Source organism: Pararoseomonas sp. SCSIO 73927, assembly GCF_037040815.1.
Lineage (GTDB): Bacteria > Pseudomonadota > Alphaproteobacteria > Acetobacterales > Acetobacteraceae > Roseomonas.
This window is the reverse complement of sequence record NZ_CP146232.1, coordinates 1,612,967-1,630,566: the sequence shown is the minus strand read 5'-3', so window position 1 is coordinate 1,630,566 and position 17,600 is coordinate 1,612,967. Positions and strand designations below refer to the sequence as shown.

Genomic DNA, 17,600 nt, shown 5'->3' with positions numbered 1-17,600 from the left:
CCGGACGGATCCGCCCGGGCCCCACCTGCAGCGCCGATCCCTCAGCGCCGACCTTCAGCAGCGCCAGTGGCTAGTAGCGCCAGTGGCGGGGCGGGCCGCGGTGATAGCCGCCCCGGTAGCCGCCATGGTGCCGGTAGTAGCGCGGCGGCGGCGGCGGGCGGCGCCAGTGGCGGTGGTGCCGGTAGTGGCGCCGCGGCGGTCCGTAATAGTACTGCACCGGCACCAGCTCGGCCGCCGGGCCGCTCAGCATCACGGCGGGCACGGGCTGTGCCTGCGCCGCCGGGGCGGCCGCCAGGGCCGGGGCGCCGATCAGCGCCGCGGCGACGAGGGCCCTGCGCCCCCATGAAGCGATGCGTGCGTAAAGGTCGCGCAAAATGGGCCTCCTCTCTCACAGACCTTCAGAGGTCTTTCACGGAGAGAGAACGCGACAATTCGCGCGGGGTCGCGGCACGATTGCGACTTCGCTGCGGCACGGCGTACCCGTGCGTTACAGCCCCGCCCCCGCGGGGACCAAAACCACCCCGCCCTCGATCCGCACCTCCACCACCTCCAGCCGGTCGCCCGCGCAGGGGCCGGAGACGCAGAACCCGTCCTCCACCCGGAAGCGCGCCCCGTGCGCGGTGCAGACGAGGTGGCGCCCCGCGCCGTCCAGGAAGCGGTCCGGCAGACTCTCCAGAGGGATGCCGAGATGCGGGCAGGCATTCACGTAGACATGCACCGCCCCGCCGCGCCGCGCTGCCACCAGCCCGGCGAGGCCGCCGCGCGCGGGCGGGAAACCTCGCGCCGCGCCGTCCGGGATCTCCTCCAGCCGGCAGAGGGCGCGATCCCCCGTCACATCCCTGCCCCCTCACATCCCCGCCATGGAGCCGATCACCGCCCAGTGCTCCGCCGAGACCGGCACGACGGAAAGCCGGGACTGCCGGATCAGCGCCAGCCCTTCCAGCCGCGGCTCCGCCTTCATCGCCGCCAGCGTCACGGGCCTCGGCACCGGCCCCACCGCGCGCATATCCACGCAGATCCAGCGCCCCGTCCCGTCGGTGGGATCGGGATAGGCCTCCCGCACCACCTCGACGATGCCCACCACCTCTTTGCCGATGTTGGAGTGGTAGAAGAAGGCCCGGTCGCCCGCCCGCATCGCCCGCAGGTTCGCCGCCGCCTGGGCGTTGCGCACCCCCGTCCAGGGCTCCACCCCGTTCGCCACCTGCTGCTCCCAGGAGAAGGCGTCCGGCTCGCTCTTCACCAGCCAGTAGGCGGTCACGCCACGCGCGCCCCGTCGCGGAAGATCTCGCGGAACGCGTGCACGGTCTGGCTGCCGAACACATCGGCCTCCCAGAACGGATCGGCCCTTGCGAAGGCCCTCGCCGTCTCCAGGTCCGGCTGCTCCGTCACCACGATGCTGCCGCGCTGCTTCCCCTCCTCGTCCAGCAGCGGCCCGACATAGCGCAGCGAGGGACCCGCCGCGTCCAGCCACACCAGGTGCTTCGGCCGCGCGGCCAGGCGACGCTCCAGCGCGTCCGGCTTGTCGTAGCTGACGATGGCGAAGAGCACGGCGATCCCCCCTGGCGATTCCGGCGCATGGAAGCGCCGCCAGGCGGGGCGCGCAACCTGCCGCCGCGCTCCGCCTCCCGGTCAGGCCGGCGCGATGTTCCCCGCCTCCACCACGCGCTTCCACCGCGCGATCTCGTTCGCCTGGAAGGCCACGAACTCGGCCGGGGTGCTCGCCACCACCTCGAAGCCGATCTCGTCCATGCGCCGCGTCACCTCCGGGGAGCGGAGGGCCGCCGCCGCCTGCGCCTGGATGCGCTGGCCGAGCGCGGGCGGCAGCCCCGCCGGCCCGCCCAGCGCTTGCCAGGAATACACGACGAGGTCGCGCAGCCCCGCCTCCACCCCCGTCGGCAGGTTTGGCAGCAGGCGGTGGCGGCTCTCCGCCGTGATGAGGATCGCCTTCACCCGCCCGTCCGCGATCTGCGGCGCAATGGAGCCGAGGTTCTGGAAGGAGAGCTGGACATTCCCGGCGATCAGGTCCGTCGTCGCCGGCGCCCCGCCGGAATAGGGCACATGCGCGATGTCCGTGCCCGTGAGCTGCTTGAACATCTCCATCGTCAGGTGGTCCGAGGAGCCGACGCCGGAGGTGGAGTAGGAGGCCCGGTTCGCCTTCAGCCAGGCGACGAGGGAGGTCAGGTCGTTCGCCGGCACCTGCGCCGGGTTCACGACCAGCACGTTCGGCGTGCGCACGGTCTGGCTCAGCCCCGCCAGCTGCTTCACCGGGTCGTAGCCGAGGTTCGGCCGCAGGGCGACGTTGATGGCCCAGGTGCTGATCGGCGCGTGCATCAGCGTGTGCCCGTCCGCCGGGCTGCGGATCACCGCGCGGGCGCCCAGCTCGCCGGTCGCGCCGGGCCGGTTCTCCACCACCACCGGCTTGCCGATGGCCTGCGACATCGGCCCGGACAGGGCGCGCGCCACGATGTCGGAGGAAGAGCCGGGCGCGAAGGGAACGATGATCGTGACGGGCCGGGCCGGCCACTCCTCCTGCGCCCGGGCCGGGCACGCCGTCGGCAGGAGGGCGGAAGCCGACAGCAGCGACAGCAGGGCGCGACGATCAATCCGGGACAAGGCGGGTCCTCCAGGGCTTGGTTGCGCGCAGGCTAGCAACAACGCCGGACGTGGGGCGAGAGGGCAGGGGCCGGTCCTCCGCTTCCGGTCTGTCCCGGGGAGAGGAAGAAGGAATTCTTCCTCTCCCCGGACCCCTCACCATCATCTTTTTCTAGGCTTTGGATCCACTCTGCTGACGGTGCGCCTCGGGTCGATGACCCGAGGCGACTGCACGGGCAGGAAAAAGCCTCTCACGCAGAGACCCCGTCTCAGGACGGCGCGGCGGCAGCCAGAAGGGGATCCAAGGGCCTCAGGCCCTTGGCGGGGGTTCCAGGGGGCGGCGCCCCCTGGCTCCGGACCTTCCGGAACAAGGGCAATCCCATCACCCCGCCAGCCCGAGCGCGACGTAGGCCCGCGCCGCCGGCGGCCAGGCTTCCACCACGTCCACCCGCCAGTGCCATGCCGCGGCTGCCGCTCCCGCGAGGAGGAGGAGGGACGCGGCCCAGGCCAGGGCGGGCGCGCGGCTTCGGCGCGGGGTCGGGGCTGGCGGTGGGGTCGGGGCGGGGTCGTCCGGCCGTTCGATGATGGGAAAGGCCGGGAAGGGGACCGGCTCGGGGCCCGCTGCCGGCGCCGGGGCGGGCGCGTCCTCCGGCGGGGTGGGGGCGGGTGCTGCCGGCCGCGGCGCCCAGGCGGTGCCGCAGCGGGCGCAGCGCACGGTCCGCACCCCGTCCAGCCGCTGGGCCAGGGCGGCGGGCAGGTCGTACTCGGCGGAGCATTCGGGGCAGGCGACGCGCATGGCGCAGGATGGTCGCCCGGCATGGGTTAAGGCAACGCCTCCATCCCGGGCCTTTGCCGTGGCCCATCCTGGCGCTGCCCGCCCTGGCGTGGCATGTCGGGCGCCATGGTGCGCTTCACCCGGGTCGGGCTGCGTTACCCGGACCCCACCCGTGGCGGGGAGGGTGAGCGGGAAACGCTGCGCGACCTCTCCTTCACCCTGCCCCAGGGGTCCTTCACTTGGCTCACCGGCCCCTCGGGCGCGGGGAAGACCTCGCTGCTGCGCCTGATGCAGCTCGCCATGCGGCCGACGCGGGGGGAGGTGGAGGTGCTGGGCGCCCCGCTCTCCCGTGCGCGGCGGGCGGACCTGCCGAAGCTGCGGCGCCGGATCGGGGCGGTGTTCCAGGAGTTCCGGCTGCTGCCCTACCTGACGGCCTTCGACAACGTGGCGCTGCCGCTGCGGCTGGCCGGCCGGGCGGAGGCGAGCCTGCGGCCGGACGTGGCGGAGATGCTGCGCTGGGTGGGGCTGGAGGACCGGGCGGATTCGCTGCCCCAGCAGCTCTCGGGCGGGGAGCAGCAGCGCGTGGCGATCGCCCGCGCCGTGGTCACCCGCCCCGCCCTGCTGGTCGCGGACGAGCCGACGGGCAACCTGGACGCGGTGCAGGCCCGCCGCCTGCTGCTGCTGCTGGCGGAGATGAACCGACTGGGCGCGACGGTGGTGGTGGCCACCCATTCCCGGGACCTGATCGCGCAGCACCCCGGCGGGGTGATGCGGCTGGAGGGCGGGCGGATGGTCGCGCTCGATCCCTGGCCCTACGCGCCGATGGAGGAGGTGGCGCCGGAGCCCTCGGCGCCCCTGGCCCCGGACGGCGCGATCGACCTGGACGACCCGGAGCCGGAGGCGGGCTGGGTGGAGGAGGTCCCCGAGGATGGGACGGGGCAGGAGCCGGAGGAGGTTCCCCCCGCCCCCCTGTCGCCCGACTTCACCCCGGACCTGGGCACGGCGGAGGAGGAGCTCGCCCTCCCGTCCCCGCCCCGCCCGCGGCGGAGCATCTGGCCCAGCCCGCGGGCGGAGGGCGGCGCCGGACATGGCTGAGCGTCGCCGCCGCCTGGCGCGGGACCCGCTGGGGCTGCGCCGCGCCCTGTCCGACCGCCTGCTGCCGGGCCTCGTCGCGGCCATGGCGCTGCTCGCCGCCCTCGCCCTGGCCGGGGCGCGCGGGGCGGACCGGCTGGCGGATCGCTGGCAGGCCGGCGCCGCCGCCGCCGTGACGGTGCAGGTGCCCGACCCCAGCCGGGAGAGGATGGCGGCCGCCCTGGAGCTGCTGCGCGCCGACCCCGTGATCGCGAGGGCCACGGCCGTGAGCCCGGAGCGGGTGACGGAGCTGCTGCGCCCCTGGCTCGGCGAGGCCCCCGCCCTCATCCTGCCCGGCGTGATCGAGCTGCACCTAGCCGCCGCGCCGGAAGCCCTGCCCCGCCTCTCGGAGCGTCTGGCCGAGGCGGTGCCGGGGGCGGAACTGGAGGCGCACGGCATCTGGGTGGCCCGCCTCTCCGCCCTGGCGCGCTCCGTCCAGGGCGTGGCGCTCGCGGTCCTCGCCCTGGTGGCGGGGGTGGCCGTGGCCGTGGTGGCGGTGGCGACGCGGGCGGGGCTGGCGGCGCGGCGGGAGGCGATCGGGGTGCTGCACGACCTCGGCGCGACGGACCGCGCCATCGCCGGCCGCTTCGCCCGGCGCGTGGCGATGCTGGCAGGGCTCGGTGCCCTGGCCGGCGCGGCCCTGGCCGTGCCCGCGCTCGCCGCCCTCTCCGGCCTCGCCCTTCCGCTCTCCGGGGGGGAGGTGCCGGCCCATGTGCTGGGGGAGCTGCCCTGGCCCATGCTCGCCGTCCTGCCGCCCGCGGCCGCCGCCATCGGCTGGGGCACGGCCCAGGCCACCGTCCGCCGCTGGCTGCGGCGCCTGCCGTGAGCGCGACGGCGGACCGGCCGAAGAGGCGTCGCCTGCCCCTTCTCTCGGCGCTGATGGCGCTGTTCGTCATCGCCGTCTCCGGCGGCTTCCTGTGGTTCCTGCACCGCGCCGCCGCGCCCGCGCCGGAAACCCCGCCCGCCCCCGGCATCGCCGTGCTGACAGGCGGTCCGGACCGGGTGGAGGAAGGGCTGGCCCTGCTGGCCGAACGGCCGGAGGCGCGGATGATCGTCTCCGGCGTTGGGCCGGATGCCGGGCTGGCCGACCTCATCCGCAGCGCCGGCGGCCGCGCCGCCGCCATGGAACCCGCCCCCCTCGCCGACCGCATCGTGCTGGGCCGGCAGGCGACGAGCACCCGCGGCAACGCCCGCGAGATCGCCGCCTGGGCCCGCGCCTCCGACATCAGGGACATCACCGTCATCACCGCCGGCTTCCACATGCCCCGCGCCCTTCTGGAGCTGCGGCGCGACCTGCCGGACGCCGTCCTGCACCCCCGCCCCGTGGCGCCCTTCGTGGCCCGCCCCGTGCCGATGATCCGGGAGTACGTGAAGCTCGTCGGCGCGGCCCTGAACCTCTCCGCCCTGCACGAGCGCGCCCCTCCCGAGCATCAGGGCCGCGGCGGAGCGACCCGATGAGCGACCTCCTGACCACCCTGCGATCCGCCCTCTTCAACCCTCTCTTCTTCGCCTTCACCGCCCTGGCCGTCCTCTTCGGCCTGCCGCTGCTGCCCTTCCCGCCGGCGGTGATGCACCGCTTCCTCCGCGGCTGGGCCAACGGCGTCCTGTGGCTGCTCCGCGTGGTCTGCGGCATCCGCCTGCGCGTGATCGGGGCGGAGAACCTGCCCACCACGGGCCCGGCCATCATCGCCGCCCAGCACCAGTCCGCCTTCGACACCGTGGTCTGGCACGCCCTGCTCCCCCGCCCCTCCTACGTGATGAAGGAGGAGCTGATGCGGATCCCCGGCTGGGGCGCCATGGCCCGCCACGTCCACTCCATCCCCGTGGACCGCGAGGGCGGCGCGTCCTCCCTCAAGCGCCTGGTGCGCGCGGCCCGCGACGCCGCGGCCCGGGGCTACCAGATCGTCATCTTCCCCGAGGGCACCCGCTCCGCCCCCGGCCAGGTGCAGCCCTGGCAACCCGGCTTCGCCGCCATGGCCGCCGCCACCGCCCTGCCCGTCGTTCCCGTGGCCACCGACTCCGGCCGCCTCTGGGGCCGCCGCGCCTTCACCAAGCGCCCGGGCACCCTGACCGTCGCCGTGCTGCCGCCCATCCCCCCCGGCCTGCCACGCGCGGAACTGACCGCGCGCGCGGAGAACGCGGTGGCTGAGGCCTCCGCCCTGCTGGAACAGGGGAACGGTCGGGCCACGTCCTGACGGGTCCGGAGCCAGGAGGCGCCGCCCCCTGGAACCCCCGCCAAGGGCCTGAGGCCCTTGGAACCCCTTCCGGCTGCCGCCGCGCCGTTCTGGGACGGTGTTTCGGGGTGACGGGCCCTTTCCCGCCCTTGCAGTCGCCTCGGGTCCATGACCCGAGGCGCACCGTCAGCAGAGTAAATCCAAAGCCTAGAAGAAGATGATGGTGAGGGGTCCGGGGAGAGGAAGAATTCCTTCTTCCTCTCCCTGGCCACGGACCGCCCCTAGCAGGATCAGGCCGCCACCCGCCCCCGCCCCTGGAGCGCCAGCAGCCCCGCCGCCAGCACCATCCCGATCCAGTGTGGCGCCGGCAGCCAGGGGATCACCCCTTCCAGCAGCGCCGGGAAGACCAGCAGCAGCCCGGCCAGGGCGAAGCCCGCGCGCTCCGCCCCGTTCAGGGCGCGCAGGAAGTAGCCCTGGCAGGCGGCGGCGAGAGCCGCGAGGCCGGCGGTGGCGAGCACCACCTGCCAGGCCACGTCCAGCCAGGTCATCTGAGGCGTGAGAGAGAGGAGCAGGCCCACGCCTTCCGGGTCGGTGACGAAGACGAAGGGCAGCACGAAGGCGGGCAGCGTGTATTTCCAGGCCTGCAGCGTCGTCGAGTACGGCCCGGCGCCGGTGATGGCCGCCGCGGCGAAGGGCGAGAGGGCGGTGGGCGGGGACACCTCGCTCAGCACGGCGTAGTAGAAGACGAACATGTGCGCCGCGTAGTCCGGCACGCCGAGCTTCGTCAGCGCGGGCGCGGCGACGACGGCGCAAATGATGTAGCTGGCCGTCACGGGCACGGCGAGGCCGATGACCCAGACGATCAGCGCCGTGAACAGCGCCGTGCCGAGGATGGAGCCGTTCGCCGCCTGGATGGCGATGTCCGAGAACTTCAGCCCCAACCCGGTCAGCGTGATGACGCCGACGATGATGCCCGCGCAGGCGCAGGTGGCGGCGATGCCGACGGACTGGATGGCGCCGATCGCCAGCGCCTCCATCAGCTTGCGCGGCACCAGCGCCGTGTCGCGCCTGAGGAAGGAGAGAACGACCGCCACCCCCATCGCGTAGAGCACCGCGAGGGTGGAGGAGTAGCCCAGCACCATGAAGACGATGATCGCGATGAGGGAGGAGAAGTGGAAGCCGTACTTCCGCGCCAGCTCCCGCGCCGGCGTCGCCTGCGGCACCTCCACGGGCACCCCCGCGGCGCCCAGGCGGCGCTGGTCCAGCTCCACCATGAACAGCAGCGAAGCGTAGTAGAGGCAGGTCGGGATCACCGCCATGCGCAGCACGTCGAGATAGCCGATCTTCAGGTACTCGCTGATCAGGAAGGCCGCGGCGCCGAGCACGGGGGGCGAGATGATGGCGCCCAAGCCCCCCGCCGCCAGCAGCCCGCCCGCATCGGCCGCGCGGTAGCCCACCTTCTTCATCATCGGCCAGGCCACCGTGCCGAGGGTGACGGTGGTGGCAACGCCGGAGCCGGAGGGGCCGCCGAGCAGGAAGGAGGAGAGGACGACGGTGCGGCCAGCGCTGCTCGCCTTGCCGCCCATAACGGAGAAGGAGAAGTCCACGAAGAACTTCCCCGCGCCGGAGAGCTGCAGGATGGCGCCGTAGATGGTGAACAGGATGATGAGGGTCGCCGAGACATCCACGGCGGTGCCGAAAATCCCGTCCAGCCCTACGGCGAGGTGCGGGATCAGCCGCTCGGAATCGTAGCCGCGATGCGTCCAGGGCGCGGGCAGGTGGTTGCCGAGAAAGGCGTAGGCGATGAACACGATCGCGACCACGGGCATCACCCATCCCGTGGTGCGCCGCGTCACCTCCAGCACGAGGGCCACGAGCATCCAGCCGACGACGAGGTCCATCGGCTCGGGGAAGATCACGCGGTCCTGCAGGTCGTCGCCGCCGGAGATGAGATACCAGGTGACGTAGAGCCCCGCGGCGATCAGCACGGCGTCCCAGGGCATGAAGCGGTGCCGGAAGCGGCGCGCCACCGGGAACAGGTAGAAGCCCAGCACCATCGCGAAGCCGACATGGACGAAGCGCAGCACCGTCGTCGGCACGATGTCCCAGGCGGCCCAGAGGTGGAACAGGCTCATCGCCAGCGCGATCGCCGTGCCGACCCAGGCGAGGATGCCGCGGAAGCGGTGCTGCGCGCCCTCCTCCTCCTCGATCAGCGCTTCCACCCGCGCGGTGGTCGCGGCGTCCAGCGCGCCCGCTGCCGCCTCGGGCGGCAGGGCGGACCCCGCCGCGCCGGGCGGCCCGTCGGCGGGAGAGGCCAGTTCCTCGCGGCGCATCAGCCCAGGTTCGCCCCGACCCCGCGCCAGAAAGCTTCCGCCGCCGGGTGCCAGGGGATGCCGGCGGCCGCGGTCTTCTGGCCCTCCAGTTTGAAGTTCCGCGCTTCCGCATGGGTGCGCGCCAACTCCTCGCGCCCCTCCCAGGTCAGGCGCAGCAGCTGCGTCACGGTCTCCGCCGGCATGTCCTCCCGCACGGCGAGGACATTGGCGACGGACATCTGCTTGTTGTCGGTCTTCTGCCCGGGATAGGTGCCGGCCGGGATCACCTCGTTGAAGTAGACCGGCCCGTGCTTCTCCACGATCTTCGCCGTGTAGCTGTCGTGGTCGATCATCTGGATCTCCACGCCGGGGCTGGCGCCGAGGTCGGTGATCGCGCTGGTGGGAATGCCCGAGACGAAGAAGTAGGCGTCCAGCTTGCCGTCCTTCACCGCGTTCGTGCTCTCGGCGGGGGAGAGGCGCTCCCGCGCGCGGAAGTCCTTCGCCGGGTCCAGCCCCGCCGCCTCGATCAGCCGCAGCGCCATCACCTCGGTCGCCGAGCCCGGCGCGCCGGTGGAGACGCGCTTGCCCTTCAGGTCGGGGATGGACTTGATCCCCGTCGCCACCGTCGTCACCGCCTGCATGCGGTTGGTGTAGATCACGGCGATCGCGCGCGCCGGCACGGGGCGGCCGCGGAAGCGGTCGTTCCCGCGCACCGCGTCCACCGCCGCGTCCACCTGCGTGAAGATCAGCCCCACGCGGTTCGCGCCGAGGAGCTGCAGGTTGCCAACGGAGCCGCCCGTCACCTCCACGGTCGCGGAGGTGCCAGGGATCCCGCGGGAGATCATGTTCGCGAGCGCGCCGCCCATCGGGTAGTACACGCCGCCCGTCGTGCCGGTGCCGATGGCGAGCTGCCCGCCTTGCGCGCGGGCGATGCGGGGCGCGGCCAGCGCAATGCCGGCGGCCGCGAGAACGCTTCGGCGCGGGATGGTGCCCATCACCCGAACTCCTTGAACTGTTTTCCTCTGCTGCAAGCATAGACCGCGCTTTCAGCGGGGCGAAAGGCCCGACGTCCCCGGCCGCCCTGCCGCGTTGCAGCACCGCAAGGCCCGAGGAAGGACGACAGGAACGATCATGGAGACCCGCCCCTTCGAGGTCCGCTGGGACCCCGCCGCCCTGGCCCACCTCAAGGACCGCCTGCGCGCCACCCCCCTGCCCCGGCAGCCCCGCGACGCCGGCTGGAAGTATGGCTGCGACCCGGACTTCCTCTCCGCCCTGCGCGACCACTGGCTGGAGGGCTACGACGCCGATGCCGCCGCCGCGGCGCTGAACCGCCACCCCCAGATCACCGCCCGCGTGGAGGATCTGGACATCCACGCCTACCACGTCGTCGGGGAGGCTGGCGGCAAGCGCCCCCTCCTCCTCACTCATGGCTGGCCCGGCTCCGTCCTCGAGTTCCTGGAGGTGATCGAGCCCCTCGCCTTCCCCTCCCGCCACGGCGGCCGGGCGGAGGACGCCTTCGACCTCGTCATCCCCTCCCTCCCCGGCTTCGGATTCTCCGGAAAGCCGGAGGCCCCGATCTCCGCCCGCACCACAGCCCGCCTCTTCGACGTGCTGATGCGCGGCCTGGGCTATCCGCGCTACCGCGCCCAGGGCGGCGACTGGGGCGCGGCCGTCACCGCCTGGCTCGCCCTGGACCACGTGGCCTCCCTGAAGGCCATCCACCTCAACATGGTCCTCGTCCGCCCGGACACCGCGCCGAAGACGCCCGAGGAACTGGCCTGGCAGGCCGAGCAGGCGGGCGTGCAGGGGAAGCTCGGCGCCTACGCCCAGCTCCAGGGCACCAAGCCCCAGTCCCTGGCCTACGCCATGCAGGACAACCCGCTCGCCCAGGCCGCCTGGATCGTGGAGCGCTTCCACGACTGGGCCGACCTGCGGGAACGCCCCTTCGAGCAGGTCTTCACCAAGGACCAGCTGATCACCGACGTGATGATCTACGCGATGAACGACGCTTTCACGACCGGCGCCTGGTACTACTTCGGCGCGATGGAGGAGGGCGTGCGCAACATGCCCCCCGGCCGTCGCGTGATGGTGCCCACCGCCGTGGCCTCCTACCCCGACCCACGCTCCCCCATGCCGCCCCGCAGCTTCGTGGAGAAGGGCTACGCGGTGAACCGCTGGAGCGACATGCCCCGCGGCGGCCACTTCCCGGCCCTGGAGGTGCCGGACGACTTCGTGGCCGACCTGCGAGCCTGGGGGCGGCAGACGGAGGCCTAGGACCCACCCCGGGCCGCGCCCGTTCCGCCTGGCCGGTGAGGGGCGGCAAGGCCCGGTGCGTGCCGTCCCGGACACGCCGCGGCACCGCCGTCGGGCATGCCTCACTCGTGAGGTTCCTCGCAGCCCGGACCGGCGTAGCATGCCCCTTCGCACGGCAATGCCAGCGTTCCTCCGGGGGGATCGGAACGGGCAGCGCCGTGGGGTTCGGGGGTTGCCATGTCTTCTCGCGGTCTGGCGGGGCTGGTTGTCGTGGCGGCCTGCGGCCTGCAGGCCTTCGCGGCGCTTGCCGCCCCGCGGGAGCAGGCGCCCAGCGCCATCATCGAGGTGGCGCCGCGCCCGGCGCCCACCCCGCCCCGCGCCCCGGATCGTTCGGCGGACCGCTCCGGCAAGGCGCGGCAGACCGAAGCGCGGGTCCTGAGCACCCCTTCCCTCGCCAATGCCACGGCCGTGGGCGTCAGCGGCGTGCTGCCCCAGGGCACGACCGCGCGGGTGCAGAACCTGCAGAACGGGCGCTCCACCACCGTGCTGGTCCAGCCCGGCGGCCCGGACAGCGCGGGGCGCCTGCTGGACATCACCCCGCCCGTGGCCCGCGCCCTGGGCGTCACGGGGGCCAGCGCGACCATCCTGGTCGCCCCGCTGGCCGTGCCCCAGCCCGACGGCACCATCCGCCTGGGCGAGGGCACGCGCATGGCCGGCGCCCTCGCCGCGCCGGCGGTCAGCGAGCGGCCCGAGGACTGAGCCTGTCGGGAGGTTGCCCCAAGGGGCTCCGCCCCCTGGACCCCCGCCGGGAACCTGAGGTTCCCGGACCTCCCATCTGGCTGCCGCGGATACGATTCCGGAAGGGCGGCGCCGCAGGCCTTCTGACTTCAGGTCAGCCCTGACGGACCTGTCCCGCGCCTCGGGTCATGGACCCGAGGCGAGACCCCAGCCCCCCATTACGCGGCAGCCCTTCAGAAAAAGATGAGGGGTGGGGTCCAGGGGAGGGGAGAATTCCTTCTCCCCTCCCCTGGGGCCGTTCAGCGCGCCGGCAGGTTGCGCGCGGTGGCCGCGGCCTGACCCAGGTCTTCCACGAAGCGGTCGTACTCCCGCGCCTTCGCGGCCGGATCGGGCAGGCGCAGCAGGTACGAGGGGTGGACGGTCGGGTAGAAGGGCCGGCCTTCCGGATCGCGGAGGAGGGAGCTGCGGAGCTTCGTCACAGGCATGGCGCGGCCGGAGACGGCGCGGAGCGCGGTGGCGCCGAGGGTGACGATCAGCCGGGGCCCGACGAAGTCGATCTCACGCAGCAGGAAGGGCCGGTAGAAGGTGATGTCGCCGGCATCGGGCGACTGGTGCAGGCGGCGCTTGCCGGTGGGCGTGAACTTGAAGTGCTTTACGGCATTGGTGACGTAGGCCTCGTCGCGGGTCACGCCCGCCTCCTCCAGCGCCTTGTTCCACAGGCGGCCGGCAGGGCCGACGAAGGGGTGGCCCTTCAGGTCCTCCTCATCGCCGGGCTGCTCGCCGACGAACATCAGCAGCGGGTGCTGCGGGCCCTCGCCCATCACGGGCTGGGTGGCGTTGGCGGTCCAGGGCGGCAGGTCGTTGCGCGCCAGCAGGTCGCGGCGGAGCGCGGCCTGGGCCTCCGCGAAGCTCTCGTTGGGGGTCAGCAGATCGGCGGGCATGGGGGAATCAACGCTTCCCGCCGCCTCCGGCTGCGCGGCGCGGATGATGGCGGGCAGGTGGATGGCGCGCTGCCGGCGCTCCACCGGTGGGGTGGCGCCGCGGGCGACCATCTCGGCCACGCGCCTGGGCGCCTCCTGCATCAGGCGGGGGATGTCCTGCGCCTCGGGCAGGTTGCGCCAGTACTTGCGCGGCATCTCCGCGCGCATGGCGTCCGGCTTCAGGCGCGCGGGATTGAAGATGGAGGCGAAGTAGGCGCGCCAGAGGGTCTCGGCCGCGTCCTCGGCCGGGGCGTCGGCGCGGCGGGCGCCGGGGCCGAACGTCACCGCCTCGCCGTCCCAGTGGGCGGAGAGGGCGGGGGTCAGGATGCTCCAGCGCAGCATGGCGAAGCGGCGGGTGAAGAAGGCGGATTCGGCGCGCAGGATGTGGTGCTCCGGCTCGTACCAGGCCACGAAGCGGCTCTCCGGCGGCGGCTCCGGGGCTCGGGGCGCGGGCGGGGCAGGGGGCGCCTCGGCGGCCTCCTCCAGCGCGCCGTGGTCGCGCAGCGCCAAGGCGACACTGCGGGCGTTGCGCGCGGGGGCAGGGGTGTCCGGCACCGCCACAGGATCGGGCGCGGCGAGCGGGGCCGCCAGGGCACCGTCCTCCACCCGAACCTCTCGAAACCGGACGAAGGCGTGCATCTTGTGCGCGTCTCGCCGCACGGCGCGGGCCATGGCGTTGGCACGGGACACGGCGGGGTCGGCGGCGTCGTCCAGCAGCCCGCGCTCGTGCTGCAGCCGGTACAGCAACCCGTGCAGCAGGGCGAAGCGGCCAGGGTCGCGGTGGCGGATGACGAGCTGCGCCAGGTCGGGGAAGCCGCGTGGCACGCGGGGCGGCGGGGCATCGGCCGGCGGCGCGGGCGGTGGGCCGCCGCCGAAGAGGGGCACGGGATCGCCCTCGGCCCGCCACTCCACCTCCTCCGGAGGGATGCCGGCCATCACCAGGGCGCGGGCGGCGGTGCGCCAGCCCTCGAAGTCGTCCGGGGTGGCGAGGGCGACCTCATGCATGGGCGAAGAGGGGCAGCTGCACCGGGCGCGGCATCAGCCCGCCGGGAAGGATGGCGGCGCGGTCCGCCAGCCCGTCCCTCGGCACCAGCATGGCGCGCAGGTCCTGGCGGTCCAGCAGCCCGGCGCGGGGATGGTGGTCGATCGCGGTGATGAAGGGCGCGACCTTGCGCAGGCTGACGCGAAGCCGCGCGAGATCCGCCATGCGGAAGGACCGCACCCGGCGGGAGGAGAGGACGCGGTCCACCGTCTTCGCGCCCAGCCCGGGCACGCGCAGCAGCATCTCCCGGTCCGCGCGGTTGATGTCCACGGGGAACATCCAGCGGTGCTTCAGCGCCCAGGCGAGCTTGGGGTCCACCTCCAGGTCCAGCATCCCGTTCTCGCCGCCCGCCATGATCTCCGGCGCCGTGAAGCCATAGAAGCGCAGCAGCCAGTCCGCCTGGTACAGCCGGTGCTCCCGCACCAGCGGCGGCGCCACGGGCGGCAGCAGGGCGGAGGCGTCGGGGATGGGGGAGTAGGCGGAGAAGTAGACGCGCTTCAGCCGGTAGGACCCGTAGAGGTGCGTGCTGGTGTCGAGCACGGTCGCGTCGGTGGAAGCATCGGCGCCCACGATCATCTGGGTGGACTGCCCCGCCGGCGCGAAGCGCGGCGCCGCCGCGCGCGGGCCGCCCTTCATCGCCACGCGCGGCCTCGCGGCCTCCGCCCTCGCCTCCTTCGCCTCCTCAATCCGCGTCCGCAGCCCGGCCATGGCCACGCGGATGCGCCCCGCATCCTTCTCCGGCGCCAGGGTCTTCAGGCTGCTCTGCTGCGGCAGCTCCACGTTGATGGAAAGCCGGTCCGCGTGCCGCCCCGCTTCCGCCAGCAGCGCCGGGTCGGCATCGGGGATGGTCTTGAGGTGGATGTAGCCCTTGAAGCCGTGCACCTCGCGCAGTTCGCGGGCCACGCGCACGATCTGCTCCATCGTGTAGTCGGGGGAGCGGATGATGCCGGAGGAGAGGAACAGCCCCTCGATGTAGTTGCGCCGGTAGAAGTCCAGCGTCAGCCCCACGATTTCCCGCACGGAAAACCGCGCCCGCCGCACGTTGGAGGAGGCGCGGTTGATGCAGTAGGCGCAGTCGAACACGCAGGCATTCGTCAGCAGCACCTTCAGCAGGGAGATGCAGCGCCCGTCCGGGGCATAGGCGTGGCAGATGCCCATCCCCTCCGTGCTGCCCAGGCCACCGTCCCGGCTGTCCCGCTTCTCCGTGCCGGAGGAGGCGCAGGAGGCGTCGTACTTCGCCGCATCGGCCAGGATCTCGAGCTTCTCGCGCAGTTCCAAGGGGGTTCTCCGGACGCCCTTCCATATGGGCAGCGCCGCCGCCCCGGCAAGAACAGAAACCGAACGAATCCCCTCGCCTCAACCCCGCCCGGCCGGCGCCGTTCACCCCTGGACAGCCACCAGGATCCCCTGATGACGCCCCACCCGCACGGCCGCCGGGCGGCCCTCGGCCTCGCCGCCCTCCTCCTCGCCCGCCCCGCCCGTGCAGCGGACGCCCTGCCCGCCCCCGTGAACGGCATCACCTTCGACGAGTGGACCTCCGCCAACGCCCGCCTGGCCGCCGGGCGCCCCCTGTCGGAGATCCTCGGCGTGCTGCGGGTGAGCGAGGCCGACTGGAACGCCGCCAACAAGGCCTTCCTCGCCGCCCTCACCAACGGGGACCCCGCCGGCCCCGTCTTCGCGCGCTACGGCGAGGTCTTCGCCCGCCCGGAGGCCGGCCGCTTCGGCCGCTCCGGCGACACGCCCAAGCCCGCGGTGTTCGAGAGCGCCGAAACCTACCTTCGCGTCCAGGCCGAGATGACGGCGGCCCAGGAGGTGGGGCAGGACCCCGTGCGCGTGCTGCAGGACCGCTTCGGCCTGACCCCCTACGACTACTCCCAGGCCGGGGCGCGCTGGACGCAGCACTTGGCCGACACGGCCCGTACCAACCCCGACGGCGTGCGGCAGTGGAACGCGATGCGCGAGGCCGCCCTGGCCGAGGCCCGCGCCCGCTACGCCAGCGGCGGCGACAAGCGCGACGGCAACTGACGGGTTTGGCAATCCCGCGCCGCGGGCCTATGTGCTGCGCCGCAACAGCGCCGAGCCGAAGCCATGCCCGACACCTCCTACCCCAAGCTGCACTTCATCTGGGGCGGCATCTTCACGGACGCCACCTTCAGCACGCTGGAGCCCGGCACCGAGGAAAGCTACGGCCCCTACACCGACGAGAAGACCGCCGACCGCGTGTGGAACGAGAAAGCGCGGCGCAACATCGACATCGCCAACCACCGCCTTTTCGTCATCAGCGTGCCCCGTCCGGGCGGCGCGAAGGTGGGGTGAGCCTTCGGGAGGCTTCGCCTCCCGGACCCACCACCAGGGGAAGAAGAAATTCTTCCCCTGGACCCCATCATCTTCTTCCCGGTGGCTGCCGCGGAAGGCGGGGCTGTTCCGCGAAGCTCCCTCCCTGATTCGAGGTCGGCACGAGCGGCCCTGTCCTGCGCCGAGCGGCGTGGCCGCTCGGCGATCCGCCAGCTCCGCATTCCGCGGCAGCCCTGAAGAAAAAGATGAGGGCGGGGGTTCCAGGGGGAGGGAGAATTCCTTCTCCCTCCCCCTGGTCCGTCAGCGGTACCGGTCCTCCCGCGTCAGGAACCCCTGCACGTAGCGGGCGACCCCGTCCTCCAGCCCTGTCATCGGCGCGTTGTACCCGACGCGGCGGAGCTTCGTGAGGTTCGCCTCCGTCCAGTACTGGTATCGGCCGCGCAGGGTCTCCGGCATCGGGAAGAACTCGATTTCCGGCGGCTTCCCGAGGGCGGCGAAGACGGCGCGGGCGAGGTCCGCGAAGCTGCGGGCCTGCCCGGCGCCGATGTTGTAGAGGCCGGACGCCGCGTTGCCGTTCAGCAGCCAGAGGATGACGTCGCAGATGTCGTCCACCCAAACGAAATCGCGGGACTGGCCGCCATCCCTGATGTCCGGCCGGTCGGAGGCGAAGAGGCGGGCAGGTTCGCCGCGCAGCACGGCCTCCGTGATGTTGTGGACGGCGCTGCGCATGTGGCCCTTGTGGTACTCGTTCGGGCCGTACACGTTGAAGAATTTCAGCCCGTACCAGCGGGGCGGGGCCGCCTCACGCGCTTCCACGATGCGCGCCACGCGCCGGTCGAAAACGTGCTTGCTCCAGCCGTAGAGGTTGAGGGGTTGGAGGGTGGCGAGGGAGGCGGGGTCGTCCCGGTCCTCAAAGCCCTGATCGCCGTTGCCGTAGGTGGCGGCGGAGGAGGCGTAGAGGAAAGGCGTGCCGGTGGCGGCGCAGTGGCGCCAGAGGGTGAGGGAGGCGGCGAAGTTGTGTCGCATCACCTCGTCGCCGTCGGTGGCGGTGGTGTCGGAGTTGGCGCCCAGGTGGATCACGCCGTCGAACGCCGGGGCGCGGGCCAGCCAGGCTTCCAGGTCATCGATCGGCACGAAGTCCGCGAATTCGTGGGCGCGCAGGTTGCGCCACTTGCCCTCGGTGCCGAGGGCGTCGCAGATCACCACATCCGCCCGGCCCTCGGCGTTGAGGCGGGCCAACAGGTTCGATCCGATGAAGCCCGCGGCCCCGGTCAGTAGCAGCATCGGGCGGCCCCCTTCCTAATCCCG

The 17,600-nt window shown here is 73.2% G+C and carries 19 protein-coding genes; 8 read left to right on the top strand and 11 right to left on the bottom strand.

All coding sequences use genetic code 11. From position 1 onward, the window contains the following. Positions 1–70 precede the first annotated feature (70 nt). The 6 genes from VQH23_RS07765 to VQH23_RS07740 all read right to left on the bottom strand — a co-directional run bounded on the left by VQH23_RS07765 (position 71) and on the right by VQH23_RS07740 (position 3,388). Complete coding sequence (locus VQH23_RS07765) at positions 71–373, bottom strand: hypothetical protein (protein ID WP_338665062.1); 303 nt, start codon at positions 371–373, stop codon at positions 71–73. A 114-nt stretch (positions 374–487) separates the two neighbouring features. Next, positions 488–835 carry a Rieske (2Fe-2S) protein gene (locus VQH23_RS07760; RefSeq protein WP_338665061.1) on the bottom strand — a complete coding sequence of 116 codons (348 nt, stop codon included), beginning with the start codon at positions 833–835 and terminating at the stop codon, positions 488–490. A gap of 12 nt (positions 836–847) precedes the next feature. Continuing rightward, positions 848–1,258, bottom strand: a complete 411-nt coding sequence (locus tag VQH23_RS07755) for an EVE domain-containing protein (protein ID WP_338665060.1) — start codon at positions 1,256–1,258, stop codon at positions 848–850. Then, positions 1,255–1,548, bottom strand: a complete 294-nt coding sequence (locus tag VQH23_RS07750; RefSeq protein WP_338665059.1) for a YciI family protein — start codon at positions 1,546–1,548, stop codon at positions 1,255–1,257. Before VQH23_RS07750 ends, VQH23_RS07755 begins: the two co-directional genes overlap by 4 nt. Positions 1,549–1,629: 81 nt before the next feature. Then, positions 1,630–2,613 (bottom strand): tripartite tricarboxylate transporter substrate binding protein, encoded by a 984-nt coding sequence (locus VQH23_RS07745; RefSeq protein ID WP_338665058.1) that lies wholly within the window; start codon positions 2,611–2,613, stop codon positions 1,630–1,632. 361 nt (positions 2,614–2,974) lie between these two features. Further along, complete coding sequence (locus VQH23_RS07740; protein WP_338665057.1) at positions 2,975–3,388, bottom strand: zinc-ribbon domain-containing protein; 414 nt, start codon at positions 3,386–3,388, stop codon at positions 2,975–2,977. Between the two features lie 105 nt (positions 3,389–3,493). Between VQH23_RS07740 and VQH23_RS07735 the strand changes: the two genes are divergently transcribed. Genes VQH23_RS07735 through VQH23_RS07720 form a run of 4 tightly spaced genes read left to right on the top strand, consistent with a single transcriptional unit; the run spans position 3,494 to position 6,693 of the window. Continuing rightward, on the top strand, positions 3,494–4,462 hold the full coding sequence (locus tag VQH23_RS07735; protein ID WP_338665056.1) for an ATP-binding cassette domain-containing protein: 969 nt from the start codon (positions 3,494–3,496) through the stop codon (positions 4,460–4,462). Next, entirely contained in the window at positions 4,455–5,324 is an 870-nt protein-coding gene (locus VQH23_RS07730) for an FtsX-like permease family protein (protein WP_338665055.1), read from the top strand. The genes VQH23_RS07735 and VQH23_RS07730 overlap by 8 nt, the downstream gene beginning before the upstream one ends. Further along, on the top strand, positions 5,321–5,956 hold the full coding sequence (locus tag VQH23_RS07725; RefSeq protein WP_338665054.1) for a YdcF family protein: 636 nt from the start codon (positions 5,321–5,323) through the stop codon (positions 5,954–5,956). The genes VQH23_RS07730 and VQH23_RS07725 overlap by 4 nt, the downstream gene beginning before the upstream one ends. Further along, positions 5,953–6,693, top strand: coding sequence for a lysophospholipid acyltransferase family protein (locus tag VQH23_RS07720; protein WP_338665053.1), 741 nt, complete (start codon positions 5,953–5,955; stop codon positions 6,691–6,693). Before VQH23_RS07725 ends, VQH23_RS07720 begins: the two co-directional genes overlap by 4 nt. A gap of 269 nt (positions 6,694–6,962) precedes the next feature. Here VQH23_RS07720 and VQH23_RS07715 read toward each other — a convergent pair whose 3' ends face one another. After that, on the bottom strand, positions 6,963–9,005 hold the full coding sequence (locus VQH23_RS07715) for a TRAP transporter fused permease subunit (protein WP_338665052.1): 2,043 nt from the start codon (positions 9,003–9,005) through the stop codon (positions 6,963–6,965). After that, entirely contained in the window at positions 9,005–9,979 is a 975-nt protein-coding gene (locus VQH23_RS07710; RefSeq protein WP_338665051.1) for a TAXI family TRAP transporter solute-binding subunit, read from the bottom strand. Before VQH23_RS07710 ends, VQH23_RS07715 begins: the two co-directional genes overlap by 1 nt. Before the next feature lie 136 nt (positions 9,980–10,115). Between VQH23_RS07710 and VQH23_RS07705 the strand changes: the two genes are divergently transcribed. Then, positions 10,116–11,258 carry an epoxide hydrolase family protein gene (locus tag VQH23_RS07705; RefSeq protein ID WP_338665050.1) on the top strand — a complete coding sequence of 381 codons (1,143 nt, stop codon included), beginning with the start codon at positions 10,116–10,118 and terminating at the stop codon, positions 11,256–11,258. Positions 11,259–11,474: 216 nt separating this feature from the next. Next, positions 11,475–11,996: a hypothetical protein gene (locus VQH23_RS07700; protein WP_338665049.1), complete on the top strand. Its 522-nt coding sequence runs from the start codon at positions 11,475–11,477 to the stop codon at positions 11,994–11,996. Between the two features lie 278 nt (positions 11,997–12,274). Here the strand turns inward: VQH23_RS07700 and VQH23_RS07695 are convergent, their stop codons facing one another. Together VQH23_RS07695 and VQH23_RS07690 are read right to left on the bottom strand one after the other, a co-directional pair. Then, on the bottom strand, positions 12,275–13,960 hold the full coding sequence (locus tag VQH23_RS07695; protein WP_338665048.1) for a UdgX family uracil-DNA binding protein: 1,686 nt from the start codon (positions 13,958–13,960) through the stop codon (positions 12,275–12,277). After that, the gene (locus tag VQH23_RS07690; protein WP_338665047.1) at positions 13,953–15,275 is read right to left on the bottom strand and encodes a putative DNA modification/repair radical SAM protein; all 1,323 of its coding nucleotides are present in this window, start codon (positions 15,273–15,275) and stop codon (positions 13,953–13,955) included. The genes VQH23_RS07695 and VQH23_RS07690 overlap by 8 nt, the downstream gene beginning before the upstream one ends. A 132-nt stretch (positions 15,276–15,407) precedes the next feature. Here VQH23_RS07690 and VQH23_RS07685 point away from each other — a divergent pair, with 132 nt between their 5' ends. Then, positions 15,408–16,022 (top strand): hypothetical protein, encoded by a 615-nt coding sequence (locus tag VQH23_RS07685; protein WP_338665046.1) that lies wholly within the window; start codon positions 15,408–15,410, stop codon positions 16,020–16,022. Positions 16,023–16,085: 63 nt separating this feature from the next. Continuing rightward, on the top strand, positions 16,086–16,313 hold the full coding sequence (locus VQH23_RS07680; RefSeq protein WP_257717640.1) for a DUF4170 domain-containing protein: 228 nt from the start codon (positions 16,086–16,088) through the stop codon (positions 16,311–16,313). A gap of 279 nt (positions 16,314–16,592) precedes the next feature. Here the strand turns inward: VQH23_RS07680 and rfaD are convergent, their stop codons facing one another. Then, positions 16,593–17,576, bottom strand: a complete 984-nt coding sequence (rfaD, locus tag VQH23_RS07675; RefSeq protein ID WP_338665045.1) for an ADP-glyceromanno-heptose 6-epimerase — start codon at positions 17,574–17,576, stop codon at positions 16,593–16,595. Between the last annotated feature and the right edge of the window lie 24 nt (positions 17,577–17,600).